The organism is Robiginitalea sp. (assembly GCF_049588695.1).
Taxonomy (GTDB): Bacteria; Bacteroidota; Bacteroidia; order Flavobacteriales; family Flavobacteriaceae; genus Robiginitalea.
Genome location: NZ_JBAVZJ010000287.1, coordinates 1 through 18,410 on the forward strand (window position 1 = coordinate 1; position 18,410 = coordinate 18,410).

Here is an 18,410-nt window from a genome sequence, read left to right on the forward strand (position 1 = left end):
ACCCTTATGGCTGTAAACCGGTATGAAGAATTGTTGAGATCCTCTATCGCTTCAGCGAGTAATGACCATCGCCTGGGTGCCAATGAGGCGCCCCCGGCCATATTTTCAATTTTTATAGGTACCCAGCTTACGGGTGTTCTCGATGAACTGGAAGGGGTTTCTAAAGGGCGTTTATCACCGGAAGAAAAAACCGAGCTAAAGCTTAACGTGGTCGGTAAAATACCGGAAATCCTAATGGATAATACAGACCGGAATCGCACCTCTCCTTTTGCATTTACGGGCAATAAATTTGAAATGCGCGGGGTGGGGTCTAAAACCAATTGCGCCAAGCCGATGACGGTGCTCAATACCATAATGGCGCGGCAACTGGAGGAATTCAAAGTAGAGGTGGATACCCTGATTGAAAAGAAAAAGCTCCGGAAGGATGAAGCCATTTTCAACGTGCTGCGGGAGTACATTAAAGCCAGCAAGCGCATTCGCTTTGATGGGGACGGGTATAGTGAGGCGTGGAAAAAAGAAGCGGCCAGGCGAAAACTGAGCAATAACACCAATACGCCCCGGGCCCTGGAAATCCTGACGGCACCGGATACCCTCGAACTTTTTAATTCCATGGGAGTACTCACAGAAACTGAGATTCGCGCCCGACAGGAAGTAGAACTGGAAACCTATAGCCTCAATGTACAGATTGAAGGCCGGGTTATCGGAGAGCTCGTTTATAACTATGTGATTCCTGCGGTGGTGGAGTATCAGAACCAATTGTTGCAAAATGTCTCCGGGTTAAAAGAGGTTTTCGGTGTGGCGCATAAGAAAATGGGGGCCGCCCAACTCGAGATTTTGCAAACCCTCTCAACGCATTTACAGGAACTTCAGACCAAAACTGATGCCATGATAGAAGCCCGAAAGCAGGCCAACGTCATTGCAGGGGCTTCCCAAAAAGCGCGGGCCTATTGCGAGACCGTTTTGCCCTTTTTCGAAGAGATCCGTTATCACAGCGATCGCCTGGAGCGTTTGGTGGGGGATACCTGCTGGCCACTGGCAAAGTATCGGGAACTTTTGTCGTTGAAGTAATCCCGGGGATTCTCTTACTTTTGTCCTACCTGCAAAAAATAAACATGGAGTCTAAAACACCCGGTCGCTACGAGCAAAGAGGGGTTTCCCCGACCAAAGAGGAAGTTCACAAAGCCATTAAAAATATCGATAAGGGGCTGTTTCCCAAGGCCTTTTGTAAGGTTGTCCCGGATTACCTCACGGGAGACCCGGAGTATTGCCTGGTGATGCATGCCGATGGGGCAGGTACGAAATCCTCCCTGGCTTATATGTACTGGAAGGAAACCGGGGACCTCTCTGTATGGAAGGGGATTGCGCAGGACGCCCTTGTTATGAACCTCGATGATTTACTGTGTGTAGGTATTACAGACGGGATTTTACTCAGTTCTACCATTGGGCGAAATGCCAATAAAATTCCCGGGGAGGTGATCTCCGCCCTGATTCAGGGTACGGAAGATCTTATTGCCGACCTCGCTCAATGGGGGGTTGAAATCCACAGTACAGGGGGGGAAACTGCCGACGTGGACGACCTGGTGCGGACCATAATTGTGGATTCCACTGTGACGGCGCGCATCCGCAGGGATCAGGTTATAGACAATGCGCGTATCCGCGAAGGGGATGTCATTGTCGGGTTGGCTTCCTATGGGCAGGCCACCTATGAATCTGAATATAACGGGGGGATGGGCAGCAATGGCCTGACTTCGGCCCGTCATGATGTTTTTCACAAAGGGCTGGCTGCGGCCTACCCGGAGAGTTTTGATCCGGAAGTCCCTGAAGAGCTTGTGTATTCCGGATCGACAAAACTGAGGGATGCTGTTTCGGGGACACCTCTGGATGCCGGGCAACTCGTACTCTCACCGACACGCACCTATGCCCCGGTGATTCGCAAAATCCTGGATTCCCACTCGGCCCCGGAAATCCACGGGATGATCCACTGCAGTGGTGGGGCCCAGACTAAAATCCTCCATTTTATAGATGAGCTTCATGTGATCAAAGATCAGCTATTGCCCGTACCCCCTTTATTTGAACTGATCCAGCGCGAATCGGGCACTTCATGGAGGGAAATGTATCAGGTCTTTAATTGTGGCCACCGGATGGAACTCTATGTTCCTGAAACTATTGCGGACTCAATAATTGAGATATCGGAGTCTTTTGGTATCGCTGCCCAACGGATTGGCCGGGTTGAAAAAAGCCGTGAAAAAAAACTGACCATCACCAGTCCCTACGGCACCTTTGACTATTAAGGTATACGATTCCTGTCTGAATCCCGTTTTCTTCTTATACGTTCAATAGTATTCAACCATGGAGCGAAAAGCATTTTTACGTTCACTTGGGGCCGGGGCAGCTTTTGCACTGGTCTTTCCCTGCGTTCAGGGGTGTTCCAGTGACAGCGGGGGCGACCCGGAACAGGAAGTGCCTACGGGGGTAGATTTTACAGTAGATCTGAGCGGTCCGGATGGGGTGGCTCTCGTGAACAATGGTGATTTTTTCATTCGCAATGATGTGGTTGTCGCCCGAAACCTGCAGGGCCAGTTCGTTGCCGCGAGTAGAATTTGCAGCCATGAGCAAAATGCAGGGGTCTCTTTTGTGGAGACTCAGGGGGGTATTTTTGAATGTGAGGTCCACGGTTCCCGTTTCGACCAGAATGGGGCCCCCCTGAACACCATCACCCAGAATCCACTCAAGATTTTCAATACAGACCTCCAGGGAGATCTGCTCCGCGTTTTTGAGTAAATCAGCCCCGGTTAAAGCATCCCGTTGTACTTTTTACCTATCTCAGTGTATGGGTCAATCCTTTATTTTAAGATGCCTGCATACAGGGCATAAATCTATTTTCACCTGCTATGGACCCCGATCCAGGGGCTGGATTTGGTCCTAAAAAATTGTACCTTCGCTGGGAATTCAGGAGCCTATGCTGGAAAAACTCGATATTGTAAAACAACGCTTTGACGAGGTCTCGGACCTGATCATCCAGCCGGATATTATTTCCGACCAGAAAAAGTACGTCCAACTCAATAAGGAGTACAAGGATCTGAGGGAAATTATGGATAAGCGGGAGCAATATCTCCGATTGCATGACCGGATTACAGAAGCGGAAGAAATCCTCGCGGATGGCAGTGATCCTGAGATGGTTGAAATGGCCAAAATGCAACTCGATGAAGCACGTGGGGCCTTACCTGCCCTGGAGGAAGAAGTGAAGATGTTGCTGGTTCCAAAAGACCCGGAAGACGCCAAGGATGTGGTTATGGAGATCCGCGCCGGAACCGGAGGGGATGAGGCCAGTATTTTCGCCGGGGATTTATACCGAATGTATACCAAGTACTGCGAGTCTAAAGGATGGAAAACCCATTTGCTGGACTTTAGCGAGGGTACCAGCGGGGGTTATAAGGAAATCCAGTTTGAGGTATCCGGGGAGGATGTCTACGGTACCCTGAAGTTTGAAGCAGGGGTACACCGGGTACAGCGCGTGCCCCAAACCGAAACACAGGGTCGGGTGCATACCAGTGCGGCTACCGTGATGGTGCTCCCAGAGGCTGAGGACTTTGAGGTTCATATAGATCCCAAGGATGTTCGAATCGATTTCTTCTGTTCCTCAGGACCCGGAGGGCAATCCGTCAATACTACGTATTCTGCCGTCAGGCTGACCCACGTCCCCACCGGAATTGTCGCCCAGTGCCAGGACGAGAAATCCCAACATAAAAATAAGGACAAGGCCTTTAAGGTGCTGCGTTCCCGACTCTACGACATGGAGCTCGCCAAAAAGCAGGAAGAGGATGCTGCCAAGCGAAATTCGCAGGTGAGTTCCGGAGATCGCTCCGCCAAAATACGCACCTACAACTATCCCCAGGGACGGGTGACGGATCACAGGATCGGCCTTACCCTCTATGACCTCCAGAATATTGTGAACGGGGATATCCAAAAACTTATAGACGAGCTGATGCTGGTCCACAATACCGAAAAATTAAAGGAGGCCTCTGAAACTTTCTGACCTGGTATGACTCAAGCCCAACTCACCGCAGAAATTCGAAAAAAGGAGAGCTTTCTTTGTATCGGACTGGATACGGACCTGGAAAAAATCCCCGAGTTTCTTCGGGCCTCAAAAGACCCCTTGTTTGCTTTCAATAAGGCGATTATCGATGCCACCCATGACCTCTGTGTAGCCTATAAGCCCAATACAGCCTTTTACGAGGCTTATGGCAGTGAAGGATGGAGGGCTCTGGAGCGGACAATTGCCTATCTGAATGACTCCTACCCGCATCATTTTACGATTGCCGATGCGAAGCGGGGGGATATCGGGAATACTTCCGGGCGGTACGCCCGGGCATTTTTTGAAGCGATGTCTTTTGATTCTGTGACCGTAGCCCCTTACATGGGCCGGGATTCTGTAGAGCCTTTTTTGGCTTTTGAGAACAAATTCGTCATTCTTCTCGCCCTCACCTCCAATGCAGGGGCTTTCGATTTTCAGACACTTTCCACCCCGGATGAAGCGTTATACCTCCAGGTTTTGAGAAAAACAAGGGAGTATGCACATGCAGATCGCCTGATGTACGTGGTTGGGGCCACAAAGGCTTCTTTTCTTAAAGAAATCCGTGAAATTGTCCCCGATCAGTTTCTTTTGATTCCGGGAGTTGGCGCACAGGGGGGAAGTTTGGAAGAGGTGTGCACATATGGGCTGAATTCCCAGGTAGGTCTTCTGGTCAATTCCTCCCGAGGGATTATCTATGCTTCAGCCGCGGCTGATTTTGCAGAAGCTGCGCGGGAAAAGGCTAAATCACTTCAGCTGCAAATGAGCCGGGTGCTTCGCGATTCAAAAAACTAAAGCGACTGCTGGAGCATCTTTTGGATTTTCTGAGCCTTGAGTTCAAAGAAATCCTTAAGGGCTGAATTTTTGTGGGCCGCCTCAATCGCCTTTTGGTTGAAGTGCTGTAGCTGGTGCCTGAGCAATTGCAATTCCTGAGAACCCGATCCTATCGCATTGATCGATCCTACTTTACAATTCTGCTTTTCCATGGTGCTTTGGGTTTATTACAAATTTACGGCTAAAACGAAGCTTTAGATTACCGACCCCCCGGGTATTTACCTAAAAATCAGGTTTTTTGTCTAAAAATTAACCTTTTCGTTAAATAGGGAGGGGGTAATCGGTGGTAAGTATCTTTAATTCCACATAAGGAATACAGCCCCGGCATAGGTACGGTACCTCTTGCGCAATGGATGTATAAAATGAAAAAACCCCGCCAGGGAAAAGCAGGGTTTTAAACTAACTAACTCAAAATACTAACTCAAATGATCGATGGTAGAAGTTGTAAATTGCGGCAGAGGTAAATCAATTAACTCTTTCCGCGATGTACTACTGTACCGGTCATAACTAATAACGTTAAAAATCAGCCCTTTAGTATGGCAGTTTTTAAAAAAGTTCACCGTGTAAGAAGGTTCGTACAGGGAAATGCTTTGGCTGGTCTCACCGGTATTTTGCAGGCTGCTTTTCTATATCGAGGTATAGGTTTTGGGAGCCTTTGTTGAAAGATTGAAAATGGAATCCACTATTTCATAGGTATGAATATATAATCCGGAATAGAGCCGCAGAATTTTTACATTTTCGGTAAATTGCGAAGCATTAAAGCGCTACATACATGAAAGCCCAAACCCCGTATAAACCCAAGCACAAAATCCGTATCGTAACGGCGGCGTCCCTCTTTGATGGCCATGATGCTGCGATCAATATCATGAGGCGGATTATACAGACTACCGGGGTTGAGGTCATTCATCTGGGCCACGACCGATCTGTGGCCGAGGTGGTGGATTGTGCCATTCAGGAGGATGCCAATGCCATTGCGATGACTTCCTACCAGGGCGGGCACAATGAGTACTTCAGGTATATGTACGACCTGTTACAGGAAAAGAATTGCGGTCATATCCAGATATTCGGTGGCGGCGGGGGAGTCATCCTCCCCAAAGAAATCGAAGCATTGATGTCTTATGGTATAACCCGGCTGTACGCCCCGGATGACGGGCGGGAACTGGGACTGCAGGGTATGATCAACGATTTGGTAAGTACGGCGGACTACTCCGTCTCCGAATTGCCGTTGCCGGAAGGGGAACCCCTGGAAGACCTCATCCGTAAAAAAGACGTCCCCACCCTGGCACGCCTGATCAGTTTGGCTGAAAACAAGCCGGGGGAGTACAAAAAATTGCAAAAGCACTTTCCCAAACCGGAACACACAGCGCCGGTGCTGGGGATTACAGGTACGGGGGGAGCCGGTAAGAGTAGTTTGGTGGATGAGCTGGTACGCCGGTTTTTAAATGAGCATCCCGGGAAGACACTGGGGATTATTTCGGTAGATCCCTCAAAACGAAAAACGGGGGGTGCCCTCCTCGGAGATCGGATCCGGATGAATGCCATCCATCACCCCAATATCTACATGCGGTCCCTGGCAACCCGCCAGTCCAACCTGGCCCTTTCCAAACATGTAAATGAAGCTGTATCTGTACTAAAGGCTGCCAGTTTTGACATGATTATCCTGGAGACATCGGGAATTGGCCAGTCAGACACTGAAATCCTGGAGCATTCAGATCTTTCGCTATACGTCATGACCCCTGAGTTTGGGGCGGCTACGCAACTGGAGAAGATCGATATGCTCGATTTTGCGGACCTGGTGGCCATCAATAAGTTTGACAAACGCGGCGCTTTAGATGCCCTTCGGGATGTGAAAAAACAGTTTCAACGCAATCACGGCCTTTGGGAGGCCGACCCGGAAACCCTGCCGGTTTATGGTACCATCGCCTCCCAGTTTAACGATCCGGGTATGAATCGCCTCTTTCGGGCAGTCATGCAGCAGCTGCATGAAAAGGGAATTGGATGGGCGGTACCTGCGGCCGATCAAAAGGCAACGGATGAACCCGAAAAAATTTTTATCATTCCCCCGGCCCGTACCCGATATTTGTCTGAAATTTCTGAAACCAACCGTGCTTATGACCAGAATGTAATCTCCCAGGCCCGTGTAGCTGAACGGCTGTATGGCTTGTATCTTTCGATGTGCACCGTGGGAGGGATTTCCCCCGACCAGGTAACAGGCATGGTCTCCGGCGGATTGGATCAGGAGGTATTTCTTCAGGAAAACATGAGTCCTGCGGATCGCTCCCTGATGGAGGAGCTGCTGGCCCGCTTTGAAACAGAACATAAAAACCTGAATCCACACTATTGGGACCTTTTACGGGCATGGCCCGGGCTTAAAGAGCGCTATAAGGAACCCGTTTATTCTTTTACGGTGCGGGGTAAGACGGTTGATATAGAGACGCATTCCGAATCCCTGTCACATCTGCAAATTCCAAGGGTGGTCTTGCCGCGATACAGGAGTTGGGGGGAAATACTGGCTTGGTCGTTGCAGGAAAATGTCCCCGGGGCTTTTCCGTATACCGCGGGGCTGTATCCCTTTAAACGCAAAGGGGAAGACCCTACCCGGATGTTTGCAGGGGAAGGGGGCCCGGAACGGACCAACCGCAGGTTCCATTACGTGAGTTTGGAAATGCCTGCGAAACGGCTTTCCACCGCTTTCGATTCCGTTACGCTCTACGGACAGGATCCCGGGCACCGCCCCGATATTTACGGGAAAATTGGCAATGCAGGCGTTTCAATCTGTTGCCTGGACGACGCCAAAAAACTCTATTCCGGTTTTGATCTCTCGGATCCGAAAACCTCGGTAAGTATGACCATAAACGGTCCGGCACCCATGTTGCTGGGATTCTTCCTCAATGCCGCTATCGATCAGAATTGCGAAAAGTATATCAAAGAACAGGGTCTCGAAAAAGAGGTTGAGAAAAAAATAGTGGCGCTGTATAAGGATAAAGGTATTTCCCGCCCTGTCTATCATGGTGAACTGCCTGAGGGTAACGACGGTCTCGGGCTTATGCTATTGGGTGTGACGGGAGACAAGGTCCTGCCTGCTGAGGTCTATGAGGGAATCCGGGCCAATACCCTGAAGGCTGTACGGGGAACAGTTCAGGCCGATATCCTCAAAGAAGATCAGGCGCAGAACACCTGTATTTTCTCCACGGAGTTCGCCCTTCGGCTGATGGGGGATGTGCAGGAGTATTTTATAGACAACCAGGTGCGGAATTTCTACTCTGTTTCCATATCCGGTTACCATATTGCGGAGGCAGGGGCCAACCCGATTACCCAATTGGCCTTTACGCTCTCCAATGGATTTACCTATGTGGAATATTACCTGAGCCGGGGAATGGATATCAATAAATTCGGTCCGAATCTCTCGTTTTTCTTTTCCAACGGTATCGATCCGGAATACGCGGTAATCGGTCGGGTCGCCAGGCGCATCTGGGCCAAGGCTATGAAAGAAAAATACGGGGCAGATCCGCGGGCACAGATGTTAAAATACCATATTCAGACTTCCGGAAGGAGCCTGCATGCCCAGGAAATCGATTTTAATGATATTCGTACGACGCTGCAGGCGCTGTATGCGATTTACGACAATTGCAATTCCCTGCACACCAATGCCTACGACGAGGCCATAACAACCCCGACAGAGGAATCTGTGAGACGCGCCATGGCCATCCAGCTGATCATCAATAAAGAACTCGGGCTGGCCAAGAATGAAAACCCCCTTCAGGGATCCTTTATCATAGAGGAATTGACCGAATTGGTTGAAGAAGCAGTGCTCCTTGAATTTGACCGCCTGACCGAAAGGGGCGGGGTCCTGGGCGCTATGGAAACCATGTACCAGAGATCGCGGATTCAGGATGAAAGCCTTCATTATGAAATGCTTAAACACACCGGGGAGTATCCGATTATCGGGGTGAATACCTTTTTGAATTCCAAAGGCTCACCCACGGTTTTGCCCGCTGAGGTCATCCGGGCCACCGAGGCTGAGAAACAAGCGCAAATTGAAACCCTGGAGCGCGTTCACAGCCAACATAAACCGGAAGCCGCCAGGCGTCTGGAGGACTTAAAACAGAGTGCCCTGCACAATGAGAATATGTTTGAGGCCCTGATGGAAGTGTGCAAAGTATGTTCCCTGGGACAAATCACACAGTCCCTTTTCGAAGTAGGGGGTCAGTACAGGAGAAATATGTAAACTGCAGGTACCCGCCTCCCGGATTACCCCAGGCTTTTTCGCCAGGCCTTAAAAGCCTTTCTGAAACTGCGCAGTTCGGATTGCAGTAGATCCAGGTATTCGCTCTCTCGCACACCATCCATTTCGAGCCCCCGGCAATAACTGTTCAGGTTGCGGATCATAACACTGATAAACTGAAGGCTACCCCTGCGGATATGATGTGAACGCGTGCTGGCAGCCAGCGCGATCTGTTTGCGGATAAGGCCTGTATCTGTAAGCAGGGCGTCGGTCACCTGGTCCCTCAAACTATCTGAAGCATACAGGGTTAAAAAGTCTTTTCTACCCGCCACGCAAAACGCTATGGCCTGACTCATGGTCTGCAACTCAATAGCCTTTCGATATACAGGTAAGTGACTGATTCCTTTTGAGGACATGGTAACGCAGCAATTTTTACGTAAATTACTTTGAAAAGCGCATCGTTTACTTTAAATTAAGAGTATATTTCAGTGAAACATATTTAATAATAAAGGAAAAAAATAAGTATTGCTTTGGATTTTAAATTAGATGGTTTAAACTGGGAAATCCTTGGGGTTTTGCAGCAGAATTCAAGGGCTTCGCTCTCCGGGATTGGCAGGGAGATTGGACTCACCCCACCCGCTGTGGCCGAGCGCGTAAAACGTATGGAGGATTACGGGATTATCGATGGCTACTGGACGGCCGTCTCACATACCAAACTCGGGTATCAACTTAAAGCCATCATCACCCTCAGGGCTTTTATGGGGAAACTGAAACCTTTTCTGGAACATGTGAAAGGCCTGGAAGAAGTGGTGAACTGTTACCGCATTACGGGAAATGAAAATATCATTATGGAAGTAATTTTCCGGGACCAGTTTCACCTGGAGCAATTTATAGATCAACTGATTCAGTACGGGGAAACCCGGACCCATATCATCCTCTCGGAGGTCATATCTAACGCCCCGGTACGCAAACTAAAATCCAGGTAAATTTTTTCTCCTTTCCCTGTCTCAAACGATTCCAACCTAATATATTCCTTATCTTAGAAGTGCACAACAGACGAGAAAAAAATGGTTTTACTTATGATTGAAAAATTGGCCGGATTTTTGATATGAGTGGATGTATGAGAAGAATAGTTATTTTCTTGTTGCTGGTGGGATGTATTGGCGTACCTGCAAGCGCACAGGGATTAGCCCTTAAAAAGGGCATAGTCATGGATTCGCTTCCCGTAAATGACAGCATTGCCCGACAAATTATGTTGTACCTGCCCCAGGATTTTGACACCGGGCAGAAGTGGCCGGTTCTCTTTCTTTGTGACGCCGAAGGGGATCGGAGTAAGAAGCTTCGCTACTTAAAGGCGGCGGCTGACAAAAACGGCTATATCATCGCTTCTTCCGGCGCCTTGAGGGATTCCCTTTCCTTAACCGATAAAATACTCACCATCAGTAAGACGTTCGACGAGCTAAAGGACCTGCTTCCCCTGGATTTAGATCGGGTCTACACCATAGGGTACGATACGGGAGGGCAGCTTGCAACTATTGTTCCTTCCATGCTCAGGGGGGTCAATGGCGTATTGTCAGTAGCCTCCAGCCCTGGGAATCTCGATCTGATTAATCCGAAGGAACCCTTTGATTATGTCGGTGTTATGGGGCGGGGGGATTATCAGTATATCTATCAGCTTCAAAGCGAGGCTGCGCTGGATCTACTTAAGATTGCCAACTATACCCTTTATCACCCGGAAGGACATCAGTGGCCGGACCTCATGTATCTCGATCTGGGAATGCAAATGCTTACCCTGATGGGTATAAAGCGGGCAGCCATTCCCAGGGATGATATGGTTATTCAATCCGCTTACACCGATTACCAGAATGCAATCCTGGAGCTGGAGCAGAGCGGGCAATGGATTCTGGCCTATCATTATTCAGAACAGGGGGAATCGCTCTTTAAAGCCCTGAGAGACACAGACTGGTTTAAGGACAGGAGAAAAAGCATCCGAAAGTCTAAGTTGTATAAAAACCAGAAGCGCGAATGGGACGCCGTTCGGGTCAACGAATTAATGCTGGCAGGGGATTATATGTTTTATCTGGAGGAGGATGTCCTGAGTTTCAATCTTGACAACCTCGGTTGGTGGAACTATCAAATGGGCAAGATTACCAAATACAAGGAGAGTGACAAAAGGGAAGAACAACTGCTGGGGGAGCGGCTGGATGGATATCTCAATGCCCTTGTAGAGGAATACCTCGAATTGTCGGCCCAGGAGCCGAACCCCGATTACGACGGTCTGATCCTTTTGAATATGCTAAAAACCATAACGGCGCCCGAGGATTATGAGCATTACTTGCAGGTTATTTCCCTTACGGCCAAATACAATGACTTTGGCACCTCGAATTACTACCTGGAAGCTCTTTTAAAGAAGGGGTATACCGATGCAGATAATCTCTATAACCTTCCGCATACCGGCTTGTTGAGAATTAGCCCGGAATACAACGCCCTGATCGCCCAGTACCTTGGGGAGGCCCGATACGCCATTGAATGATACAGGCATTTATTTTGAAGCCCATGGGAATCATAAAGAAAAAAGAATAGGGCATATCTCCGCGATTTCCTAATTTTATGGCCACTGAATTGCCAAATCCACCAGATGCACAACACGGATATAACCAGGGTTAGGGGCACGCGGACAGGTTTATTCCTTTTGGGGTGCCTTCTCATCTTTTCAGCCTGCCGGCAACCTAAAAAATATCACGATACCCATTCCGTACCCGCTGCCAATAGTAAAGGTTCTCTGGCAGATATTATTTCGTTTCAACAGGATCTGGATGCCTCGTTCAGGGATCCGGAAATTTCCCCTTTGCCCGACCGGTTTAGGATGCGTTTTGAGGGCCTGGATTTCTTCGAGCCGGATACGACTTACAGGGTGTGGGCGCGGTTGGAGCGAACTCCTGATGCCCTCCCTTTTCAAATGCAGACCAGTACGGATGAGCAAGCCGCGGAACGCGTATACGGGATTTTGTATTTTTCCCTCAACGGCAGCCCGTATGAACTCGAAGTCTATCAGAGTCCCGACCTGATCCTGGAAGCGGGTTATGAAGACTACCTCTTTTTACCTTTTTCAGACCACACCAATGGAAATGGGACCTATGAGGGCGGACGCTATATCGACCTGCGGATTCCCGAAGGGGATTCTGTTTTACTCGATTTCAATAAGGCGTATAATCCCTATTGTGCTTATAATCCGTCCTATTCCTGTCCCCTCGTGCCGGAAGTCAATCGCCTGGACATCGCAATTCCTGCAGGCGTTAAAGCCTTTAAGAAATAAAACCGGGTGCACTGTGAGGCTGTTTAGCCGAAGGTGCGTGTACCTAGTGCTGGTTCATCCGGAAATCGGCATAGGAATCCATCCCGTGTTCATGTAAGTCAAGACCTTCCAGTTCTTCCTGACGCTCTACACGGATACCTGTCGTTTTCTTGAGGCCGTATATGATAACAAAGGCAGAGACGACACAAAATATGCCGGCTGCCGCCACCCCTGAGAGTTGATACAGGAATTGTTGTCCCCCGGCTTTTGCCCCAAAAATACCTACGGCCAGGGTTCCCCAGATTCCGCAGATCAAATGGACTGTGACCGCACCTACAGGATCGTCGAGTTTTACTCGGTCAATCAGCGAGATACCCCCTACAACAATGGCACCTGAGATCAACCCGACGAGCACGGCTTCATTCGGGGACATCAGGTCAGCCCCGGCCGTAATGCCTACCAGGCCCCCGAGTATCCCATTGAGGAACATGGTCAGGTCATAGGTCTTATAGGCCAGGGTAGAGACTAAAAAGGCAGCCACGCCGCCTGCGGCAGCTGCCAGGCTTGTCGTGGTCAGGACCAGCGAGGTCCGGGCAGGGTCTGCTGAGAGTACTGAGCCCCCGTTAAAACCAAACCAACCGAGCCAAAGGATGAGCACCCCTGCTGTGGCCATGGGGATATTATGCCCGGGTATGGCGTTTGATTTTCCATGCTCCCCAAACTTTCCAATACGCGGACCCAACAACCAGATGGCAATAAGGGCACCCCATCCCCCTACGGAATGCACCAGGGTCGATCCCGCAAAATCATAAAAACCCACGCCGTCTTCGCCGCCGAGGCTGTATAAAAATCCTTCCCCCCACTGCCAGGAACCGACAATCGGATAGATCAACCCAACATACAAAATAATGAATACCATAAACGGGCCAATCCGGATTCGCTCAGCTACGGCACCCGATACTATGGTACCTGCCGTGGCTGCAAACATGCCCTGAAAGAGGAAGTCGGTCCAGTAGGTGTATCTGCCTTCTGCGTAGGCGGTCGTTACACCAGCCGGGTCCATATCCAGTCCGAATCCGCTGAAGCCCAGCCAGCCATTGAATTCACCCGGATACATCAGGTTGAAGCCCCATCCAAAATACATCAACAGGCCAACGGTGATAATAAAGATATTTTTAAATAAAATGTTGATGGTGTTCTTCTGTCGCGTCAGACCGATTTCTAAAAAGGCAAAACCGGAATGCATAAAAAATACGAGGGCCGTACAGACCATCATCCATACATTATTCGCTGTGAACGTAGCAGTATCCATAAGGGTTTTTTTAAAGAGGTGGGTTAGTTAATTCCGGCTTGTCCATTTTCCCGGGTTCGGATGCGGTAGACATCCAGTACTTCAGAGATAAAAATCTTTCCATCGCCTACATTTCCCGTGTAGGCCGAATCCAGAAGGGTTTGCACCGTCCTGTCCAGGAATTCGTCAGAGACGACGATCACCAGGAAACGTCTTTGAATGTCTGAAGTGCTATAGGCAATCCCGCGATAGATGTGACCCTGTTTTTCATTTCCAACCCCGGTGACATCCCAGTAGCTGAAAAAATTGACTTCGATCTCGTGCAAGGCCTTTTTTACCTCGTCAAACTTTGATTTTCGGATGATGGCTTCCACTTTTTTCATATCGTTCTCTGTTGGTTAATCGCTCCAAATATAAATTAAAATAGAAATACCCCTATATAAATTAGGGGTATAAGAACAAAAAAGTAAATAATATATTGTACACCCCTAATTATGAAGGGGTGTAAAATTTTATAATGCTAAAAATTCAGCAGATAGCTTGTAACAAGGACAGAGGACGAATGCTGAAGCCCCAGAGCAGGTGATGGTCACATCCGGAATTCCAATATTCTTTACAGAAGTGTAAAAGGTTACAGGTTTTTAGAAACCCAAAATCCCAGGGCTACAAATATTAAGCCTGCGACCAGACTCCCCGCAGTATAACGAAATAACATGGCGTAGTTCTCTTCCCTGAGGAGGGTGAACATTTCAAGGCCAAAAGTCGAAAATGTAGTAAAACCCCCACAGAATCCAACACCTAGTAGCAGGGAGGTTTCATGGGATATCGAATGCTCTTTTAATGCGAGTCCGGCCAGAAAACCGAGCAGGAGACAACCTGCGATGTTCACCAAAAAGGTACCCAGGTAGAACTGTGTTTCGCTGGAGTTGAAATATCCGCTGATCACATAGCGAAGGGCGCTTCCGGCCCCACCTCCCAGAAAAATAAGGAGCAGGTGTTTCATAAGTAAGGTGCAAAATGCCTGAGCATGGAATGTGCAGGTCTGCTCATAAGAGGAATCTGAAAAGGGTACTAAACCGCCTTCTTCAACTCAGGTTCCCCAGCTGAAAAATTGTACACTTCCCGCCCGGTTTTGGCGGCTTTCTCAGGACCGCTGACCGGCCTTTGGGCCGAGCGTAGTGAGTTGCTGAAGACCAGTAAAAGGACGTTTATCACCACAAGTGATACGAATATCCAGATAAAAATGGCCATTGGAAAAGGTTGTTTATTGGCTAACGCAAATGTACGTGAATTCTTATGTTTTTGGAAATTCTTTTCGTAAAACGTTGTAAATGAACCGAAACCTATGATGGATGGAACGAAAAAGGTTATGACTTCAAACTGTATTTTAAGAGTACTAGCAGTACGATGAAACCTACAAAAAACAGCAATACCCAAAGTACTCCGGAATATTGTTTTTTGGACCAGCTGCGGTCTTTGCGATACATTCGGATCACAACGAATACAAAAACCAGGATAAAGAGTATGGCGAAAACAACTTGTCCGGTGCTGAACATATTTTCTATTTTAGCGCAAAGCTAAACCAAACCGCTTCAACTATGAAAGAAAATATAAAGGCCGTTGCCGAATTTCACCGGGCCTTCGGATTAGGTATTTCAACTGAACTGATTGCAGATTTAGGATCCCGTAAAAACACCTTGCGTTTCAAGCTGATGGAAGAAGAGAATCAGGAATATTTTCAGGCGGCTCAGCGTGGGGATATGGTGGAAGTTGCAGATGCGTTAGGGGATATGCTTTACATTCTTTGCGGTACGATACTCGAACATGGAATGCAGGATAAAATCGAAGAGGTTTTCAGGGAGATCCAGCGCAGCAATATGAGTAAACTCGGTGCAGACGGGCGTCCCGTGTACAGGGAAGACGGGAAAGTGCTTAAGGGGCCGGATTATTTCCAGCCCAATTTAGCGACCATCCTGGAGGCGGAATAAAAAAAGCCCGCTTTTGCGGGCTTTTAACTTATTTGACCGGATATCTCCAACCAAATGGATCTTCGGCCCGGTTATATTGAATGTCGGTAATCTGCTTTTTGAATTTAGCGGCATAGCTGTTCTCCAGCTCGGGTAATTCATAGCGCCTGCCCTGATATCCGAAACTACTTATCGGAGAGATCACAGCCGCGGTACCCGAGCCGAACATTTCTTTAAGACTGCCATTTTGCTCGGCTTCGATCAACTCCTTAACACTAATTTTTCGAACTTCTGTAGGAATATTACCGGCCTCTGCCAATCGCAATATGCTTTTACGGGTCACCCCGTCCAGGATTCGGTCTGAGGTGGGGGAGGTGAGCAAGGTGTCGCCAATGCGCACAAAAATATTCATCGCCCCTGCTTCCTCTATGAATTCGTGTGCATTGTCATCCGTCCAGATGACTTGCTGATATCCATCCGCAACAGCGAGCTGGGTGGGATAGAACTGACCTGCATAGTTACCTCCCGCCTTGGCGTAGCCAACCCCTCCGTTGGCCGCCCGGGAGTATTTTTCTTCAATGCGGACCCCGAGTTTACCCGAAAAATAGGCCCCCGAAGGAGAACAGGCAATTATAAACATATACTCATCTGCCGGAGAGGCGTGAAATCCCTGCCCTGAAGCAAAAATAAAGGGCCTGACATAGAGGGAACTGCCCTCGCTCCTCGGAATCCACTCCTGATCTACCTGTATCAGGGTTTTGAGGCCTTCCATAAAAATACCTTTGGGAACTTCAGGTATTGCGAGGCGTTTCGCGGAGATATTTAAACGCTTTTGGTTTTCCTCCGGACGAAATAACCATACGCCTCCTTCTGTATCTTTATAGGCCTTCATGCCTTCGAAGATGGCCTGGCCGTAATGGAAGACTTTTGCCGACGGGTCGAGGGACAAGGCTTGATAAGGCATTACTTTTGGATCTTGCCAACTCCCGTCCTTAAAAGTGCATACAAACATATGGTCGGTATGGACCTTGCCAAAGGGAAGGTTGGAAAAATCCACATCAGCCAATCTGGAATGGGCTGTTTTTTCGACCGGGATTTGAAGGGTAGATAAATTCATATACCTGTTATTTACCCAATAAAATTACATAAATTTAGCCAGTAAGACCCTTTATTTATTCCATTAAAATACAGAGTTTTGTAATCTCTTTGAGAAACTGAAAACTATGAAATATTTTAACATTTTTCTTGTGATTCTTATGCTCCTTTCAGGTTGTAAGGAGGCCAAAACTGAAGCAAAGGTATCAGACGAAGTGGCAGAAGAACCCACTTTTGTGCTGGCCGGGGCCCCGGTGTCTGACGGTGAGGTATATATGCAGTCAGAATTGGACCAGGTATTTGCGGATCTCCAACCCGGAGATTCCCTGAGTACCCGTTTTGAGGCCGAGGTCGCTGAGGTATGCCAGAGCAAGGGATGCTGGATGCGCGTAAACCTCCCCAATGACGAGACGGTTATGGTTCGGTTTAAAGACTACGGTTTTTTTGTCCCTAAGGATATCAGTGGTCAAAAAGTGGTTGTTGAGGGAAAAGCTTTTATCTCCGAGGTTACTGAAGAGGACCGCAGGCATCTGGCAGAAGATGCAGGCGCGGCGGATTCGGTAATTGCACAGATACGGGGGTCTGAATTTCAAAATGGATTCGAGGCTACTGGCGTTCGGATCTTTAAATAGGATGGAGCGAAAAATCGTCCGTACGGCGGATGGTTCAAAGACCATTCAGCTCACGGACTGGAACGAGCAATACCATTCCCTGCACGGGGCAGTACAGGAGGCCTATCACGTATTTATCGAAGCAGGACTCAGACAGTTCTCAGACCGGGAACTCTCAATCCTCGAGGTAGGCTTTGGGACGGGCCTTAATGCCCTGATCACTCTGTTGGAAGCCCCTTCTTTAGGTTTAAAGCTCCATTATACAGCCCTGGAAACAGCCCCGGTATCCGAAGCTGAGTGGCGCGAACTGGGCTATGGATCCGCTTTGGATACAACCGGGGCTGCCCTTTGGTATGAAGCGCTCCACGGGTGCCCCTGGGAAGAGCCCTTTACCTTACGGGACGGGTTTACACTCACCAAAAACAATACAGATCTCCGGCAGTTTGTCGCTCCAGCCCCTGCGTATGACCTTATTTATTTTGATGCTTTCGGTGCCCGGGTACAACCCGACCTGTGGACCGAGGATATCTTCAGCAGCATGTTTTCAGCCCTGCGGCCGGGAGGAATTTTGGTGACGTATTCCGCGAAGGGAAGCGTCAGGCGGGCCATGGAGGCAGTTGGTTTTCGCACGGAGCGGCTACCCGGTCCTCCGGGGAAGCGCGAAATGCTTCGGGCTTCAAAACCACAGGATGCCCATTCACTGGCTTAAAGTGTTAAATCCCTGACAAATCAACGGGTACTGGGCACGCAAAGCGGTATTTTTGCAAAAACAATTGCTTTGAAAGTACTTATTACAGGAGCCACAGGACTCGTGGGGAAAGAACTCGTCGCCCAGCTCAGGGAGAAGGGCTACGGGGTTCACTACCTGACTACATCAAAAAACAAGATTCAGCATCTGGAAGACTATCGCGGTTTTTTCTGGGACCCTTCTAAAAATGAGATCGATACGGCGTGTTTTAAGGATGTTCAGGCAATTGTAAACCTCGCGGGTGCCACGATTGCAAAACGATGGACACCATC

General features: G+C 48.8%; 20 protein-coding genes and 1 pseudogene. 13 read left to right on the forward strand and 8 right to left on the reverse strand.

The genetic code is table 11. The annotated features are described in order from the left end of the window. The 5 genes and pseudogenes from WBV75_RS06980 to pyrF form a co-directional block, all read left to right on the forward strand. Positions 1-1,068: pseudogene (locus WBV75_RS06980) on the forward strand (glutamine synthetase type III); the annotation flags it as partial. Positions 1,069-1,112: 44 nt separating this feature from the next. Then, positions 1,113-2,291, forward strand: coding sequence for an AIR synthase related protein (locus tag WBV75_RS06985; protein ID WP_424119917.1), 1,179 nt, complete (start codon positions 1,113-1,115; stop codon positions 2,289-2,291). 58 nt (positions 2,292-2,349) lie between these two features. Beyond that, on the forward strand, positions 2,350-2,781 hold the full coding sequence (locus WBV75_RS06990) for a ubiquinol-cytochrome c reductase iron-sulfur subunit (RefSeq protein ID WP_424119918.1): 432 nt from the start codon (positions 2,350-2,352) through the stop codon (positions 2,779-2,781). Between the two features lie 178 nt (positions 2,782-2,959). Beyond that, positions 2,960-4,036, forward strand: a complete 1,077-nt coding sequence (gene prfA / locus WBV75_RS06995; RefSeq protein ID WP_424119919.1) for a peptide chain release factor 1 — start codon at positions 2,960-2,962, stop codon at positions 4,034-4,036. Between the two features lie 6 nt (positions 4,037-4,042). Further along, positions 4,043-4,867 (forward strand): orotidine-5'-phosphate decarboxylase, encoded by an 825-nt coding sequence (gene pyrF / locus WBV75_RS07000; RefSeq protein WP_424119920.1) that lies wholly within the window; start codon positions 4,043-4,045, stop codon positions 4,865-4,867. Here the strand turns inward: pyrF and WBV75_RS07005 are convergent. Then, positions 4,864-5,058 (reverse strand): hypothetical protein, encoded by a 195-nt coding sequence (locus tag WBV75_RS07005; RefSeq protein ID WP_424119921.1) that lies wholly within the window; start codon positions 5,056-5,058, stop codon positions 4,864-4,866. The two genes, pyrF and WBV75_RS07005, sit on opposite strands and share 4 nt — an antisense overlap. A 620-nt stretch (positions 5,059-5,678) precedes the next feature. Between WBV75_RS07005 and WBV75_RS07010 the strand changes: the two genes are divergently transcribed. After that, positions 5,679-9,134: a methylmalonyl-CoA mutase family protein gene (locus WBV75_RS07010; RefSeq protein WP_424119922.1), complete on the forward strand. Its 3,456-nt coding sequence runs from the start codon at positions 5,679-5,681 to the stop codon at positions 9,132-9,134. A 23-nt stretch (positions 9,135-9,157) separates the two neighbouring features. Here the strand turns inward: WBV75_RS07010 and WBV75_RS07015 are convergent, their stop codons facing one another. Further along, the gene (locus tag WBV75_RS07015) at positions 9,158-9,547 is read right to left on the reverse strand and encodes a hypothetical protein (RefSeq protein ID WP_424119923.1); all 390 of its coding nucleotides are present in this window, start codon (positions 9,545-9,547) and stop codon (positions 9,158-9,160) included. A gap of 114 nt (positions 9,548-9,661) precedes the next feature. Between WBV75_RS07015 and WBV75_RS07020 the strand changes: the two genes are divergently transcribed. From WBV75_RS07020 to WBV75_RS07030, 3 genes are all read left to right on the forward strand, one after another. Next, a complete protein-coding gene (locus WBV75_RS07020) occupies positions 9,662-10,117 on the forward strand; it encodes an Lrp/AsnC family transcriptional regulator (protein WP_424119924.1) in 456 nt (151 codons plus the stop codon). Positions 10,118-10,251: 134 nt separating this feature from the next. Further along, positions 10,252-11,664: an alpha/beta hydrolase gene (locus tag WBV75_RS07025; protein WP_424119925.1), complete on the forward strand. Its 1,413-nt coding sequence runs from the start codon at positions 10,252-10,254 to the stop codon at positions 11,662-11,664. A gap of 105 nt (positions 11,665-11,769) precedes the next feature. Next, on the forward strand, positions 11,770-12,447 hold the full coding sequence (locus WBV75_RS07030) for a DUF1684 domain-containing protein (protein WP_424119926.1): 678 nt from the start codon (positions 11,770-11,772) through the stop codon (positions 12,445-12,447). Between the two features lie 43 nt (positions 12,448-12,490). Here the strand turns inward: WBV75_RS07030 and WBV75_RS07035 are convergent, their stop codons facing one another. The 5 genes from WBV75_RS07035 to WBV75_RS07055 all read right to left on the reverse strand — a co-directional run bounded on the left by WBV75_RS07035 (position 12,491) and on the right by WBV75_RS07055 (position 15,273). Next, positions 12,491-13,738, reverse strand: coding sequence for an ammonium transporter (locus tag WBV75_RS07035; RefSeq protein ID WP_424119927.1), 1,248 nt, complete (start codon positions 13,736-13,738; stop codon positions 12,491-12,493). 23 nt (positions 13,739-13,761) lie between these two features. After that, on the reverse strand, positions 13,762-14,100 hold the full coding sequence (locus WBV75_RS07040; RefSeq protein WP_424119928.1) for a P-II family nitrogen regulator: 339 nt from the start codon (positions 14,098-14,100) through the stop codon (positions 13,762-13,764). Between the two features lie 248 nt (positions 14,101-14,348). Further along, positions 14,349-14,720 carry a fluoride efflux transporter CrcB gene (gene crcB / locus WBV75_RS07045; RefSeq protein WP_424119929.1) on the reverse strand — a complete coding sequence of 124 codons (372 nt, stop codon included), beginning with the start codon at positions 14,718-14,720 and terminating at the stop codon, positions 14,349-14,351. 68 nt (positions 14,721-14,788) lie between these two features. Continuing rightward, positions 14,789-14,968 carry a hypothetical protein gene (locus tag WBV75_RS07050; protein ID WP_424119930.1) on the reverse strand — a complete coding sequence of 60 codons (180 nt, stop codon included), beginning with the start codon at positions 14,966-14,968 and terminating at the stop codon, positions 14,789-14,791. A 116-nt stretch (positions 14,969-15,084) separates the two neighbouring features. Further along, on the reverse strand, positions 15,085-15,273 hold the full coding sequence (locus WBV75_RS07055; RefSeq protein ID WP_424119931.1) for a hypothetical protein: 189 nt from the start codon (positions 15,271-15,273) through the stop codon (positions 15,085-15,087). 42 nt (positions 15,274-15,315) lie between these two features. On the opposite strand from WBV75_RS07055, the gene WBV75_RS07060 reads away from it, so the two are divergent. Further along, positions 15,316-15,705: a hypothetical protein gene (locus tag WBV75_RS07060; protein WP_424119932.1), complete on the forward strand. Its 390-nt coding sequence runs from the start codon at positions 15,316-15,318 to the stop codon at positions 15,703-15,705. 28 nt (positions 15,706-15,733) lie between these two features. Here WBV75_RS07060 and WBV75_RS07065 read toward each other — a convergent pair whose 3' ends face one another. Further along, complete coding sequence (locus tag WBV75_RS07065) at positions 15,734-16,801, reverse strand: branched-chain amino acid aminotransferase (protein ID WP_424119933.1); 1,068 nt, start codon at positions 16,799-16,801, stop codon at positions 15,734-15,736. A gap of 106 nt (positions 16,802-16,907) precedes the next feature. Between WBV75_RS07065 and WBV75_RS07070 the strand changes: the two genes are divergently transcribed. The 3 genes from WBV75_RS07070 to WBV75_RS07080 all read left to right on the forward strand — a co-directional run. Then, positions 16,908-17,411 carry a DUF4920 domain-containing protein gene (locus tag WBV75_RS07070; RefSeq protein WP_424119934.1) on the forward strand — a complete coding sequence of 168 codons (504 nt, stop codon included), beginning with the start codon at positions 16,908-16,910 and terminating at the stop codon, positions 17,409-17,411. A gap of 1 nt (position 17,412) precedes the next feature. Further along, complete coding sequence (gene mnmD / locus WBV75_RS07075) at positions 17,413-18,099, forward strand: tRNA (5-methylaminomethyl-2-thiouridine)(34)-methyltransferase MnmD (protein WP_424119935.1); 687 nt, start codon at positions 17,413-17,415, stop codon at positions 18,097-18,099. Between the two features lie 69 nt (positions 18,100-18,168). Continuing rightward, a partial coding sequence (locus tag WBV75_RS07080) for an NAD-dependent epimerase/dehydratase family protein (protein WP_424119936.1) occupies positions 18,169-18,410 on the forward strand: 242 nt, incomplete at its 3' end.

What these genes read in the sequence shown, in the direction of transcription:
- WBV75_RS06985 (WP_424119917.1), top strand. Translation starts at nt 1,113, where the DNA reads ATGGAGTCTAAAACACCCGGTCGCTACGAGCAAAGAGGGGTTTCCCCG.
- WBV75_RS06990 (WP_424119918.1), top strand. Translation starts at nt 2,350, where the DNA reads ATGGAGCGAAAAGCATTTTTACGTTCACTTGGGGCCGGGGCAGCTTTT.
- prfA (WP_424119919.1), top strand. Translation starts at nt 2,960, where the DNA reads ATGCTGGAAAAACTCGATATTGTAAAACAACGCTTTGACGAGGTCTCG.
- pyrF (WP_424119920.1), top strand. Translation starts at nt 4,043, where the DNA reads ATGACTCAAGCCCAACTCACCGCAGAAATTCGAAAAAAGGAGAGCTTT.
- WBV75_RS07005 (WP_424119921.1), bottom strand. Translation starts at nt 5,058, where the DNA reads ATGGAAAAGCAGAATTGTAAAGTAGGATCGATCAATGCGATAGGATCG.
- WBV75_RS07010 (WP_424119922.1), top strand. Translation starts at nt 5,679, where the DNA reads ATGAAAGCCCAAACCCCGTATAAACCCAAGCACAAAATCCGTATCGTA.
- WBV75_RS07015 (WP_424119923.1), bottom strand. Translation starts at nt 9,547, where the DNA reads ATGTCCTCAAAAGGAATCAGTCACTTACCTGTATATCGAAAGGCTATT.
- WBV75_RS07025 (WP_424119925.1), top strand. Translation starts at nt 10,252, where the DNA reads ATGAGAAGAATAGTTATTTTCTTGTTGCTGGTGGGATGTATTGGCGTA.
- WBV75_RS07030 (WP_424119926.1), top strand. Translation starts at nt 11,770, where the DNA reads ATGCACAACACGGATATAACCAGGGTTAGGGGCACGCGGACAGGTTTA.
- WBV75_RS07035 (WP_424119927.1), bottom strand. Translation starts at nt 13,738, where the DNA reads ATGGATACTGCTACGTTCACAGCGAATAATGTATGGATGATGGTCTGT.
- WBV75_RS07040 (WP_424119928.1), bottom strand. Translation starts at nt 14,100, where the DNA reads ATGAAAAAAGTGGAAGCCATCATCCGAAAATCAAAGTTTGACGAGGTA.
- crcB (WP_424119929.1), bottom strand. Translation starts at nt 14,720, where the DNA reads ATGAAACACCTGCTCCTTATTTTTCTGGGAGGTGGGGCCGGAAGCGCC.
- WBV75_RS07050 (WP_424119930.1), bottom strand. Translation starts at nt 14,968, where the DNA reads ATGGCCATTTTTATCTGGATATTCGTATCACTTGTGGTGATAAACGTC.
- WBV75_RS07055 (WP_424119931.1), bottom strand. Translation starts at nt 15,273, where the DNA reads ATGTTCAGCACCGGACAAGTTGTTTTCGCCATACTCTTTATCCTGGTT.
- WBV75_RS07060 (WP_424119932.1), top strand. Translation starts at nt 15,316, where the DNA reads ATGAAAGAAAATATAAAGGCCGTTGCCGAATTTCACCGGGCCTTCGGA.
- WBV75_RS07065 (WP_424119933.1), bottom strand. Translation starts at nt 16,801, where the DNA reads ATGAATTTATCTACCCTTCAAATCCCGGTCGAAAAAACAGCCCATTCC.
- WBV75_RS07070 (WP_424119934.1), top strand. Translation starts at nt 16,908, where the DNA reads ATGAAATATTTTAACATTTTTCTTGTGATTCTTATGCTCCTTTCAGGT.
- mnmD (WP_424119935.1), top strand. Translation starts at nt 17,413, where the DNA reads ATGGAGCGAAAAATCGTCCGTACGGCGGATGGTTCAAAGACCATTCAG.